Consider the following 13,478-nt stretch of genomic DNA (forward strand, 5'->3'; position numbering starts at 1 on the left):
CGGGCCTGCGCGCTCCCATAAGGAGTAAAGTCAGCCCCGGGATTCAGGGAAGACGAGGGAATGAGTGTGCTTGAGTTGTTGAACCCATGGCCATTCGGCGCCACGGATTGGCTGGTGATCGGGCTGGGCATTGCCCTGGCCTATATCGTGTTTGGTATCGCCGGATTTGGCACTGCGCTGGTGGCGGGGCCGATTCTTATTCTGTTCATGCCGCTGTCGAAGATCGTGCCGTTGCTGGTGCTGCTGGATTTTGTCGCAGCGTTTGGCAATCTGCTGCCTTCGCGGCGGGATGTGGCAAAGCCCGAGTTGCTACGGCTGCTGCCCTGCATGGCGGTGGGCTGCACGTTGGGGGTGATCTTTCTGCTGAACCTCAAATCCGAGGTGTTATTGCTGTTGATGGGTCTGTTCATCAGCGCCTATGCGATTTACAGCCTGTGGGTCAAAACCCGGCCGACGCAATTGTCCGCCGGTTGGGCCGTACCGATGGGCACTGTGGGTGGGCTGTTCGGGGCGCTGTTTGGCAGTGGCGGCTTCTTATATGCGATCTATTTGAACAGCCGGTTGCCGAAAGAGGCGGCACGGGCGACCCAGAGTGCGCTGATCAGTTGCAGCACCGTGGTGCGCTTGAGCCTGTTTGCCGTCGCAGGTGTCTATGCCGAGCTACCCTTATTAATATTGGCCCTGTGTCTATTGCCGGCCATGGCCGTGGGGCTGTGGGTCGGGCGGCGATTGACCCTGAGATTGTCCCGCGAGGGGTTCGTGCGGCTGGTGACCTGGTTGGTGCTGGCGAGCGGGATTGCCTTGATCGGGCGTTATTTGAGTACTTGACCGGATTTCGTCAGGGATTAAGCTGCCGGCCGTTCCGATGCCTTCGCGGGCAAGCCTCGCTCCTACAGTCGTTCGCAAACTTTTCCGGTAGGAGCGAGGCTTGCCCGCGAAGGCGTCAGTAAGAACACCGCAGAAACATCCAATTGACGCAGTAGGCTTGCACCATGAATTCGCAAAGCATCATCGTCCCGAAAATCTCCACACTGCCGGTACACGAACCCCGGGCCCGGGCGGTCGTGCGCTGGCTGGTACGCAAGAACATCATCAAGGAAGAGCTGACCACGTGTGGCCGTACCGGTAACCGCATGGGCCACGCCATCGCCGACGGTGCCCGCGCCGTGGTGTTGCACCCACAAGCGCTGCCGTTCGGCGAGCCGATCAATGGCCTGGAGATCATCACCAAGCGCTGCATCTACACGCCGGCCAAGGGGTTCCTGGAAGAGGCGGGTTGCGCCGAGTGCCGCAAGGAAGTCGGCGAAGCGCTGTTCGAAAGCCTGGAGGAGTGGATGCCAGGGCGCACCGATAACTTCACCTGCCCGGAGTGCGGGCATGAAGACGACATCAACGGCTTTCTTTTCCTGCAGGAATGCGGCTTTTCCAACCTGGGGTTCATCTTTAACAATTGGGCCGAGGCCGGGTTCAAGCAGAGCTTTATCGATGAGTTTGCCGATTGGCTGGATCAGCCCGTCAGTTGGGTGAAAGTCGAGTTGTAGGAAGCGACAATCCCCGTATATCAGTAATGCTAATAATAGAAAGAGTTTTACATTGAACACGAGGGGGTGTCTGACTATAATGGCGCGCTTCCATTTTCCCGCTCGGGAGCCCCCGCGATGCTGCGTATCAGCCAAGAAGCTCTGACATTCGACGACATTCTCCTAGTGCCCGGTTATTCCGAGGTGCTTCCTAACGAAGTCAGTCTCAAGACCCGCCTTACCCGTGGCATCGAGCTGAATATTCCTCTGGTTTCTGCCGCCATGGACACCGTCACTGAAGCCCGTCTGGCAATCGCCATGGCTCAGGAAGGTGGCATCGGTATCATCCACAAGAACATGACCATCGAGCAGCAAGCTGCCGAAGTGCGCAAGGTCAAGCGTTACGAGGCCGGCGTGGTCAAGGACCCGATCACCATCGAGGCTGAAGCCACGGTGCGTGAACTGTTCGAACTGACCCGTCTGCACAACATCTCCGGCGTTCCGGTTTTGCACAATGGCGACCTGGTCGGCATCGTCACTTCCCGTGACGTGCGTTTCGAAAATCGTCTGGAAGCCACGGTCCGCGAAGTGATGACGCCCAAAGAGCGTCTGGTCACGGTCAAGGAAGGCGCCGACAAGAACGACGTTCGTGAGCTGTTGCACAAACACCGCATCGAACGCGTGCTGATCGTCGACGACAAATTTGCCCTCAAAGGCATGATGACCGTCAACGACATCGAAAAAGCCAAGGCGTACCCGCTGGCCAGCAAGGACGATCAAGGTCGTCTGCGTGTTGGCGCAGCAGTTGGTACCGGTAAAGACACCGGTGACCGCGTCGCTGCCCTGGTCAATGCCGGCGTTGACGTGGTGGTGGTCGACACCGCACACGGTCACTCCAAAGGCGTGATCGACCGCGTTCGCTGGGTCAAACAGAATTTCCCTGAAGTGCAGGTCATCGGCGGCAACATCGCCACCGGCGCTGCTGCCAAGGCCCTGGCCGAAGCCGGCGCTGATGCGGTCAAGGTCGGTATCGGCCCTGGCTCGATCTGCACCACCCGTATCGTCGCCGGTGTCGGCGTCCCGCAAATCAGTGCCATCGCCAACGTCGCCGCTGCCCTTGAAGGCACTGGCGTTCCGTTGATCGCCGACGGCGGCATCCGCTTCTCCGGTGACCTGTCCAAGGCCATCGTAGCCGGTGCTTCCTGCGTGATGATGGGCTCGATGTTCGCCGGTACTGAAGAAGCCCCGGGCGAGATCGAACTGTTCCAGGGTCGTTCGTACAAGGCTTACCGTGGCATGGGTTCGCTGGGCGCCATGTCCCAGGCCCAGGGTTCCTCCGACCGTTACTTCCAGGACTCCTCTGCGGGTGCCGAGAAGCTGGTTCCGGAAGGCATCGAAGGGCGTGTTCCTTACAAGGGCAGCCTGAGCGCCATCATCCATCAACTGATGGGCGGCCTGCGTTCCTCGATGGGTTACACCGGCAGTGCCGACATCGAAGAAATGCGCACCAAGCCTGAGTTCGTGCGGATCACCGGCGCTGGCATGGCCGAGTCCCACGTCCACGACGTACAGATCACCAAAGAAGCGCCAAACTACCGCGTAGGTTGAGGCTTCAAGCAAAACGTTAAGTAACCGGGGCTGTTTTATTCAGCCCCGAGTTGTTTCTGAATCACGACTGTTTCTGAATTACTAGACGAGACTGAATCATGGCCCTCGACATTCACGCTCACCGCATCCTGATCCTCGATTTCGGTTCCCAGTACACCCAGCTGATTGCCCGCCGCGTGCGCGAAATCGGCGTGTACTGCGAACTGCATCCGTTCGATATGGATGAAGACGCGATTCGCGAATTCGCTCCAAAAGGCGTCATTCTCGCCGGCGGCCCCGAGTCCGTGCACGAAGCCGACAGCCCTCGCTGCCCGCAGGCGGTGTTCGACCTGGGCGTTCCGGTCTTCGGTATCTGCTACGGCATGCAGACCATGGCCGAACAGCTGGGTGGCAAGGTTGAAGGTTCCGAACTGCGTGAGTTCGGTTATGCCCGTGTCGACGTGGTCGGCAAGAGCCGCCTGCTCGACGGCATCGAAGACCACATCGACGCTGACGGCCTGTTCGGTCTCGACGTGTGGATGAGCCATGGTGACAAGGTCACCAAGATGCCGCAGGAATTCCACATCCTGGCCAGCACCCCGAGCTGCCCGATTGCCGGCATGTTCGACGATGCTCGTGGCTACTACGGCGTGCAGTTCCACCCGGAAGTGACCCACACCAAGCAGGGCGGTCGCATCCTGTCGCGCTTCATCCTCGACATCTGCGGCTGTGAAGCCCTGTGGACGCCATCGAAGATTGCGGAAGACGCCATCGCCAATATCCGCGCCCAGGTCGGCACTGACAACGTGCTGCTCGGCCTGTCCGGCGGCGTTGACTCTTCGGTGGTTGCCGCGCTGCTGCACAAAGCCATCGGCGACCAGCTGACCTGCGTCTTCGTCGACAACGGCCTGCTGCGTCTGCACGAAGGTGAGCAAGTGATGGCCATGTTCGCCGAGAACATGGGCGTCAAGGTGATCCGCGCCAACGCTGAAGACCAGTTCCTGAACAACCTGGCCGGCGAGTCCGACCCGGAGAAGAAGCGCAAGATCATCGGCCGTACCTTCATCGACGTCTTCGATGCCCAGTCCAACAAACTGGACAACATCAAGTACCTCGCTCAAGGCACCATCTACCCGGACGTGATCGAGTCGGCTGGCGCCAAAAGCGGCAAGGCCCACGTGATCAAGTCGCACCACAACGTGGGTGGCTTGCCGGAAGAAATGAACCTCAAGCTGGTTGAACCCCTGCGCGAGCTGTTCAAGGACGAAGTCCGTCGTCTGGGCCTGGAACTCGGCCTGCCGTACGACATGGTCTACCGTCACCCGTTCCCGGGCCCGGGACTGGGCGTGCGCATTCTCGGTGAAGTGAAGAAGGAATACGCCGACCTGTTGCGTCGCGCCGACCACATCTTCATCGAAGAACTGCGCAAAGCTGACTGGTACCACAAAGTCAGCCAGGCCTTCGTGGTGTTCCAGCCGGTGAAATCGGTTGGCGTGGTTGGTGATGGCCGTCGTTACGCCTGGGTCGTGGCCCTGCGTGCAGTGGAAACCATCGACTTCATGACCGCGCGTTGGGCTCACCTGCCTTACGAACTGCTGGAAACCGTCAGCGGCCGGATCATCAACGAAATCGAAGGCATCTCCCGCGTGACTTACGACGTGTCGAGCAAGCCGCCAGCGACGATCGAGTGGGAATGATCCCGGTCTGACTGATCGCCCGTAACACCTGAAAGGCCCCGTGAGCATGAGTTCACGGGGCCTTTTTGCGATCAGGCCGCTACAGTGGGCAGGCGCCCTTCAAGCATCAGGCCCATGCGATTGAGCGCGTGGACAAGGCTGATCAGATTCGCGTAAGTGACCTGATGCACGGCGGCCCAGGCAGGGCGGTTGATCAGAAAGCCCCCATTCGCCGTTCGCTCAATCATCGTTCGCACAATCTGATTCGACCGGCTGCGATGGATCAGCGTCAACGCGTCGTCCGACCTTTCAATGGTGAACATGCCCTGGCGGAACAGCAGCTGATTGATTTGCTCAGACGATCGTTGAATGACCGGAGTCGGCATCTGCAAGCTGATGTCGGCATACAGGGTGTCGAAATCACCGCGCATTTGAGCGCCGGCCTCCGAAACATCACGGCCGACCTCGATGCCATGGTCGATGCCCAGGTGCATAGGCTGGTCTGGGCCCACTTCTTCGATGCGTAGACCGATACCTCCCTCCGTTTCGCTGATGCCGGCCATGCCCCTGAATGTGTTTGTACTCTCCTGGTCGGTGAGCGCCAGCCATTTTCCGCCGCCATTGCGGGCTTGAGTGGCCTGCATGATGGTATGGGTGAGGTAGGTCTTGACGGATTGTCGTGAGATGGCACGGAAGTTTGAATCTGTGTAGCGATAACTCGCCAGGCAATCGGTGGCCTGGATTCGAATGCCGTTCTGCTGGGCCGCTTTGACGACTTCAAGGGGGGTGTACTGTCCGGCAGGATCACCTGGCAGTTTCTGCAGGTACTTCTCCAGCATCCCATGCATGTCCCCGGTTTCGGCGAACTCGTTCAGGTCGACCTGATTGAAGTCGTTGAGCAGGCGATGCATGTAGATCGTCTTGACGCCCTGTTTCGCCAGGGTCTGCATGTTCTCGATCAGGAACCGCATGCTGGCAATGCGATCCTGACTTTCACCGACGACAAGGCCGGGCGCAGTGTTGAAAATGTTCTCGATGAGTTCCGTCACGGTGGTGGAGGGTGTGATCACGGGCTGCACCGGCCGGGCGGGCAACGAGGCAAAAAAGTCCTCCGGGGTCTGGAATACGATTGCATCCCTGATCAGCACCGCTCGACGGCCAGCGACATACTCTTCGTAGGGGGAGACTCCTCTGATGAACCCGTTAGGCATGGCCACGACTTTTATATGGGTTTCCGGCTTTCCCAGGGCCAGGAAGTTCAGCGAACGTCCATTCGGTGCATCGTATCGCGTCAAATGACTGGAAAAATCAGACCTTGGCCGGGCGTGAGTCGTCGGCCTGGAAGGACCGGGTACGGGCGCAGGCTTGCTGAGGCCTTTGCCGCCGCCTTTTAATCCGGCTGTGGGTGCCAGCTCCCATTCGCCCTCGTCATTCAGGCGTACGGGAATCGATCCCGTGGACGCCTGCGGATGACTGGGGTCGATGATCGCCCACGTACCGCCACCGTTGATGTCGGCTTCGTAGCGCACGTAATAAGCCTGATCGTTCATCATGATGGCGGTGGAAGGGTTTGAGTCCAGCGTATAGATACCCTGGAATTTTCCGCTCGTGGCCATCGGGGAGTTTTCGAGGATTTCATTGCTTTGGTAGTGCTCCGGCACTTCAAAAGCTTCGGCGGTTTCCTCGGGCAGGGTCGGCAACACACCCGGTTGCACAGGCCCTTCCTCTGACTCTCCGGGCGCCAGAGGGTCTTGCGTGACGACGCTTTCTTCCGGATTGAGGGTCTTGTTCAAATCCGCCATCTCGGTCGCTTCAGCCGCCTCGGCCGCAGCCCCGACGTCTTCCAATACGTTGACTTCCTTGAGCAGCGGAATGTTGAACAGCGCATTGATGCCATCGAGCACCGCGCCAATGACGCCGGCCTTGCGCTGCGCCGCCGTTTTGCCATTCACCGCCTTGTCGATGTTCAAGCCCATCGCGGCGAGGCTGGCACCGATCACCGGCAGCGCGATTGGCCAGCCCATCACCGCCAAGGGCCCGAAAACATGCAGACCGGCACTCAGGTAACCCAGCCAGAGCTGTTTGCGCATTTGTCCGTGGGTCACCAGCGTCAGGTCGGCCTCTTCCAGCATCGTGCTCTGGACTGCCCGGCTCTGCCAGGTGAAGGCATCGCCACTGATGGTGATGTTTTTCTGATTGATCAAGTGATGGTCGTATTTTCCCCAGGTACCGACCAGCTGGTTCATCAGCGGAGTGATGTTGTCATGGACTGCTTTGCGAACCGACAGCGGGAAATGGGTCATGAACTCGGTGCGCGGCTGCGCCTCATTCATTTGCAGCAACATCCACCAGTGCATGTCCGTTTGTGTGGGATGCACGTGGAAGGCCTGTGCGGCGCCGGGAACATAAGTGATCTGTCGGCCGTTGCGGTCAACGATGCGCAGAATATCGGTGGCGACGTGCCCTGCGACATCCAGGGCGCAGACACGAAGATCCGCAGGCGCCGTGGTTTGGGATTGCAGCGTCGCCAGGGTAATCGGCCAGGCTGCGTCAGCGACAACGGCCCTTACGACGGTCTGGAAATCGTCCTCTTCCAGCTGACCGTTTTGCCGCGCCTCGACCGCTTTGCTGAGGTAGCTGGATTTGGCCAGGCTCCGGAAGTCATCGAAATGCGTGGTCCAGAAAGCGTTCAGCTTATTGAGGTAGCGTTCACTGAGGTTCATCTCCCACAGGTCTGTGAGGACCTTGCTGGGGTACATCCGCACCTCGTTGGTTTCATTGAAAATGCTGGCGTTTGCGTCTTCAGTGTAAAACCCGCCGTTACTGTTCAGTTCGAGGGCGTCGTCTTGATCGGTCACGCGATATCCCTGGATCACCAGTTGCGTCAGGGTCAGTGATTCACAGGGTTTGGGGGCGTGTTCCCAACTCAGAAAGGCCTTGGTGCTGCTGGCCGAGACGTTATCGAACCGATGCCACCAGACCTGGTCAGGGTCCTTGTCGGTGATGCCGTGTTTTTTCAGGATTTCACTGGCGACCGCGTGGGCTTCTTCCTTCAACCCCGGACAGGCTGTGACAACGACGGGGGCAATCGTTTTCAGCTGCTCCCTGTCGGCAGCATTGGGTAACGCTTCAGTACTTTGATCGGCAGGCATGATCTCGCTCCTTGAGAAATGGGCCGTGAGGATGACCCGTTTGCTCAAGGCAAGTGCACTACATAGTTATGCCCACATGCCTTTCGTGACCGTGTAGGGTCAGCGCCGTGCCACATCCGAAAAGTAGAACTTGTCGAGGGTATGCCGTGATTCGGTGTATTCGAATTGGCGACCGTCCTGCAGGAACGTCTGGTTGCTGACCACGATCACATGACTCTGGCCGTCGAGGTCCAGGTGGTGTTGGTCGTCCTTGCTTCGAGGGACCGCTTCGATGGTGCGCTGGGCGTAGGCGATTTGCAGCTGCAGGGTCTGTTCGATGAAGGCGTAGATCGACTGCTCGGCGATGTCGCGGTTCAGGCCGGGAATCACGTCGCTGACGAAATGGTTGATGTCGAGGATCACGCGTTTGCCGTCAATCCGCCGCACGCGCTTGATCCGCGTGATCAGGCTGCCTTCTTCAGCCTTGATGTGGTCGAGCAGCGGGCCTTCGAGGGGGATTTGGGTGAATTCGACCACCTCGGTGCTGACGTCATTGCCCAGTCGCGGATAGGTCTCCTGGAAGCTGACGATGCCGCCCAACTGGAATTCGATCGGGTTGGTCGACAACACGAAAGTGCCTTTACCGTGGACTTTCTGGGCGAAACCGCGCTCCTGCAATTGCTCGATGGCCTTGCGCACGGTGCCGCGGCTGGCCTGATAGGTGTCCATCAATTCGGTTTCGGAAGGCAACCGGGCGCCGCGTTCCAGACGTTCGGTCGTGATGCTGGCAAGCAGATCGCTGTAGATCTGGTTGTATTTACTCATGGGGATGGCTCTGTGCCGCGATGTACTCAAGGTTTCGAACCTTAAGGGCAGGGTAGGGGTTTGTCCATGCGGCTTTGGGTTCCATCGTTTCGGGAGGTAGGAAAAGTCGCCGATTGACGGGGTCGTAGTAAACAAAATCAAACTCGTCTGTACGAGTTGTTGCTTTAACTCGTACAGACGAGTACTTTTCGCTTCGGCGTGCTGCCAAAAACAAAAAACTACAGCGGAAGAAAAGCATGAGCCACGACTATCCGAACATCGCCAGCGAGCTGCTGCAAAGCCTCGGCGGCAGCGACAACCTCGAGCAGGCCGCGCACTGCGTCACACGCCTGCGCCTGGCCCTCAAGGACCCGAGCCTGGTCGACAGCGCCACGCTGAATCAGATTGACCTGGTGAAAGGCTCATTCTTCACCGGCGGCCTGTTCCAGGTGGTCATCGGCCCCGGCGAGGTTGAAAAGGTGTACGCCGAACTGCGCCGTCAAACCGGTCTCGCCGCCTCAACCATCGCCGACGTTAAACAAAAAAGCGCCGACAAGATAAACGCGATGCAGCGTCTTGTGCGGGTGTTTTCCGACGTGTTCATGCCGATCCTGCCGGCGTTGATCATTGCGGGGCTGTTGATGGGCATCAACAACCTGATCGGCGCCAAGGGGATGTTCCTCGAAGGCCAGACCCTGCTGGATGCCTACCCGAAACTCGACGGGCTCTGGAGCCTGATCAACCTGATGGCCAACACCTCGTTTGTGTTCTTGCCGGCACTGGTGGGCTGGTCGGCGGCCAAGCGGTTTGGTGGCAGCGAAATTCTCGGCATCGTGCTCGGCCTGATGCTGGTTCACCCGGACCTGCTCAACGCCTGGAACTACGGCAAAGCGGTGGCCGGGCTGGACGGGCAAAGCCTGCCGTACTTCGACATCCTCGGGCTGTTCCAGATCGAGAAGGTCGGTTACCAGGGCCAAATCCTGCCGATCCTGCTGGCGGCCTATGTCATGAGCGTCATCGAAAAATGGCTGCGGGCGCGGGTGCCGAACGCCGTGCAATTGCTGGTGGTGCCGATTACCACCATCGTGGTCACCGGTGTATTGGCACTGGCCGTGATCGGCCCGGTGACCCGGCATCTTGGGATTCTCATCACCGAAGGCGTGGTCATGCTGTTTGACCTCGCGCCGATGGTCGGCGGGGCGATTTTCGGGCTGCTCTACGCGCCGCTGGTGATCACCGGCATGCACCACATGTTCCTCGCGGTCGACTTGCAACTGATCTCCACCCAGGGCGGCACGTTCATCTGGCCGATGATCGTCATGTCCAACCTCGCCCAGGGCAGCGCGGCACTGGCGGTGTTCTACATGACCCGCAGTGTCCGCGACAAAAGCATGGCCTCGACCTCGGCGATTTCCGCCTATTTCGGCATCACCGAACCGGCCATGTTCGGGGTCAACCTGCGCTACAAGTTTCCGTTCTATGCGGCCCTTTGCGGCTCGGCCCTGGGTTGCATCTTCCTGTCGCTGAACAAGGTCCAGGCCTCGGCCATCGGTGTGGGTGGCTTGCCCGGTTTCATCTCGATCATTCCGCAGTTCATTCCGATGTTTGTGATTGGAATGGTGATTGCGATGGTCGTGCCGTTTGTTCTGACCTGTGGGTTGAGCATGAAGATTATCCGGCCAGGGTATCGGGTTGCCTGACAGACCGGATTCCCGAGCAAGGCCTGGACAAAATTATTGAAGGAATAGCGCCATGCAAGACTGGCAACGTTCGGTGATCTATCAGATCTACCCGAAGAGTTTTCACAGCCACGCCGGCAACCCCACGGGGGATTTGCTCGGCGTCGTGGCCAAGCTCGATTACCTGCACTGGCTGGGTGTCGACTGCCTGTGGATCACGCCGTTCCTGCGTTCGCCCCAGCGCGACAACGGTTACGACATCAGCGATTACTACGCCATCGACCCGAGCTACGGGACCATGGCCGATTGTGAGTTGCTGATTGCCGAGGCGGGCAAGCGCGGGATCAAGCTGATGCTCGATATCGTGGTCAACCACACCTCGATCGAACACGCCTGGTTCCAGCAGGCCCGTAGCAGCCTCGACAACCCGTACCGCGACTTTTACATCTGGCGCGATCAGCCGAACAACTGGGAATCCAAGTTCGGTGGTTCGGCCTGGGAATACGAAGCGCAGACCGGTCAGTACTTCCTGCACCTGTTCGATCACACCCAGGCCGACCTGAATTGGGACAACCCGAAGGTGCGCGCCGAAGTCTTCAAGATGATGCGTTTCTGGCGCGATAAAGGCGTGGGCGGTTTCCGTCTGGATGTGATCAACCTGATCTCCAAACCTTCGGACTTTCCAGAAGACAACACCGACGGCCGACGCTTCTACACCGACGGCCCGAACGTGCATGAATACTTGCAGCAAATGCACCGCGAAGTCTTCGAAGGTCACGACCTGATCAACGTCGGCGAGATGTCGTCCACCAGCCTGGAACACTGCATTCGCTACTCGAAGCCAGAGTCGAAAGAACTGTCGATGACGTTCAACTTTCATCACCTGAAGGTCGATTACCCGAACCTGCAGAAGTGGATTCGCGCCGACTTCGACTTCCTCGAACTCAAGCGCATTCTCTCGGACTGGCAGACCGGCATGCAGGCCGGCGGTGGCTGGAACGCGTTGTTCTGGTGTAACCACGACCAGCCACGGGTGGTGTCGCGTTTCGGCAACGACGGCGAGTTTCGGGTGATCTCGGCGAAGATGCTCGGCACCGCGCTGCACTTCCTTCAGGGCACACCATTTGTGTATCAGGGCGAAGAACTGGGCATGACCAATCCGGGGTTTGATCACATCGATCAGTACCGCGATGTCGAGACGCTCAACATCTTTCGCCTCAAGCGGGAGGCTGGTGCAAGTGATGCCGACAACATGGCGGCGATCATGCAGAAATCCCGGGACAATGGCCGTACGCCGATGCACTGGAACACCGAGCCGAACGCAGGATTCAGCGCCGCAGAACCCTGGATTGGCGTGCCGGCCAACGCGACGCAGATCAACGTCGCCACCCAGCTCGACGACCCGGACTCCGTGCTGCATCACTACCGTCAGTTGATTGCCCTGCGCCGTAGCGAAGCGCTGATTTCCGATGGCGTCTATCGGCAATTGTTGCCGGAGCACCCGCAAATCTGGGCGTATGTGCGTGAAGGTCAAGGCGAGCGTTTGCTGGTACTGAACAACTTCTATGGCACGCCGTGCGACGTCGAGCTGCCCGATGACGTGATCAGCGAAGCCATGACTCAACGCCTGGTCATCAGCAATTACCCGAACTGTCCGCCGCGAAACCGGCAGATTTTTTTAAGGCCCTATGAGTCGTTCGTTTTGCACCTGACCGACTGATCGACCACTAAAAACACCGACTTTAAAAAACACGCAGAGCGCTGCGCGGGGGAGTTTTGCGCGCCGAATTTGCGGAACAACACAATAAAAATAATGGGGTGGTTCTTGAAAACAACACTAAATTGCAGCCTTGCTGCCGCGAGCTTATGCCTGGCGTTGCCGTTGTCAGCGCAGGCCCTGGAGTTCGGCGGCTACGTGCGCAGCGGCGTCGGGACATCGGTCAACAGTGGAAAACAACAGTGTTTCCAACTGCCCGGCGCGCAGACCAAATACCGCTTGGGCAACGAGTGTGAGCAGTACGGTGAGCTTGAACTTCGCCAGGACCTGTACACCCTGGACGATGGTTCGGTGCTGAGCGTCGACGGCATGGCTTCTCTGTATAACCAGTACGACAAGGACCTGACGTTCAATGGCGACAATGGCTCGGTGCGCATGCCGCAGTTGTACGCGCAGTGGTCGAACATGCCGAGCCTCAACGGCGGTTCGCTTTGGGCCGGTCGGCGTTACTACAAGCGAAACGACATCCACATCTCCGACTTCTACTACTGGAACCAGAGCGCCACGGGCGGTGGTATCGAGGATGTGCTGATCGGCGATCTGAAATACAGCTATGCCTTCTCGCGCAAGGACAACCTGTATCAGAAGGACTACGTCAACCGTCACGATTTCAACGTCGCCGGTTTCCGCACCAACCCCGGTGGTGAACTGGAACTCGGACTGAGCTACATCGACAAACCCGACAGCCGCGACGCACACCGCGGCTGGGCAATCACCGCACAGCATGTGCAAAAAGGTTTTCTGGGCGGCAAGAACAAACTGGCCTTCCAGTACGGCGAAGGCCCCGGCACCGGGCTGGGCTATACCGGCAACGTAAAGCTGGACGACAGCAACAAAAGCTACCGGGTGGTGGAGTTCTTCGACTGGCAAGTGACGCCACGGTTTGGCGGACAAGTCGAGGCGGTTTACCAGAAGGACATTCGCCCGGACGGGGCCGATCAGAACTGGATTTCCCTGGGAATTCGTCCGGCGTACGCGATCACCGAGCAGTTCAAACTGGTGACCGAACTGGGCCACGATCAGGTCGAAGCTGCGGGCGGAGCGCGCAAGCTGAGCAAGTTCACCTTCGCCCCGACATGGTCGCCCAAAGGTCCGGAATTCTGGGCGCGGCCCGAAGTGCGTCTGTATTACACCTATGCCAGCTGGAACGAGGCGGCCAAACGGGCAGCCAATGAACTGGCGGCGGGCTCGGCGTTGTCCGATACCGGCGCCTTCGGCACGGCGCGGCACGGTGCGAATGTCGGATTGCAGGTCGAGTATTGGTGGAAATAAGCGATGCTGTCGGAGCCTCGCGCTCCATCGGC

General features: G+C 58.9%; 9 protein-coding genes. 7 read left to right on the forward strand and 2 right to left on the reverse strand.

The genetic code is table 11. The features are described 5' to 3' along the window. Positions 1–60 precede the first annotated feature (60 nt). The 4 genes from BLU63_RS16665 (at position 61) to guaA (ending at position 4,804) form a co-directional block, all read left to right on the forward strand. Positions 61–828 (forward strand): sulfite exporter TauE/SafE family protein, encoded by a 768-nt coding sequence (locus tag BLU63_RS16665; RefSeq protein ID WP_083375813.1) that lies wholly within the window; start codon positions 61–63, stop codon positions 826–828. 164 nt (positions 829–992) lie between these two features. Next, positions 993–1,541: a hypothetical protein gene (locus BLU63_RS16670; RefSeq protein ID WP_010457822.1), complete on the forward strand. Its 549-nt coding sequence runs from the start codon at positions 993–995 to the stop codon at positions 1,539–1,541. A 117-nt stretch (positions 1,542–1,658) separates the two neighbouring features. After that, positions 1,659–3,128, forward strand: a complete 1,470-nt coding sequence (gene guaB, locus BLU63_RS16675) for an IMP dehydrogenase (protein ID WP_010457821.1) — start codon at positions 1,659–1,661, stop codon at positions 3,126–3,128. 98 nt (positions 3,129–3,226) lie between these two features. Further along, the gene (gene guaA / locus BLU63_RS16680; RefSeq protein ID WP_010457818.1) at positions 3,227–4,804 is read left to right on the forward strand and encodes a glutamine-hydrolyzing GMP synthase; all 1,578 of its coding nucleotides are present in this window, start codon (positions 3,227–3,229) and stop codon (positions 4,802–4,804) included. Between the two features lie 71 nt (positions 4,805–4,875). Here guaA and BLU63_RS16685 read toward each other — a convergent pair whose 3' ends face one another. Continuing rightward, positions 4,876–7,935, reverse strand: coding sequence for a membrane-targeted effector domain-containing toxin (locus BLU63_RS16685; protein ID WP_083375814.1), 3,060 nt, complete (start codon positions 7,933–7,935; stop codon positions 4,876–4,878). A 99-nt stretch (positions 7,936–8,034) separates the two neighbouring features. Further along, the gene (gene treR / locus BLU63_RS16690; protein ID WP_010457814.1) at positions 8,035–8,739 is read right to left on the reverse strand and encodes a trehalose operon repressor; all 705 of its coding nucleotides are present in this window, start codon (positions 8,737–8,739) and stop codon (positions 8,035–8,037) included. Positions 8,740–8,975: 236 nt separating this feature from the next. Here treR and treP point away from each other — a divergent pair, with 236 nt between their 5' ends. The 3 genes from treP (at position 8,976) to BLU63_RS16705 (ending at position 13,446) form a co-directional block, all read left to right on the forward strand. Continuing rightward, positions 8,976–10,418 carry a PTS system trehalose-specific EIIBC component gene (gene treP / locus BLU63_RS16695; protein ID WP_010457812.1) on the forward strand — a complete coding sequence of 481 codons (1,443 nt, stop codon included), beginning with the start codon at positions 8,976–8,978 and terminating at the stop codon, positions 10,416–10,418. A gap of 52 nt (positions 10,419–10,470) precedes the next feature. Further along, positions 10,471–12,117, forward strand: a complete 1,647-nt coding sequence (gene treC / locus BLU63_RS16700) for an alpha,alpha-phosphotrehalase (protein ID WP_083375815.1) — start codon at positions 10,471–10,473, stop codon at positions 12,115–12,117. Positions 12,118–12,222: 105 nt separating this feature from the next. Further along, positions 12,223–13,446, forward strand: a complete 1,224-nt coding sequence (locus tag BLU63_RS16705) for a maltoporin (RefSeq protein ID WP_083377269.1) — start codon at positions 12,223–12,225, stop codon at positions 13,444–13,446. The last annotated feature ends 32 nt before the right edge of the window (positions 13,447–13,478 follow it).

The sequence above is a fragment of the Pseudomonas mandelii genome (assembly GCF_900106065.1).
Lineage (GTDB): Bacteria > Pseudomonadota > Gammaproteobacteria > Pseudomonadales > Pseudomonadaceae > Aquipseudomonas > Aquipseudomonas mandelii.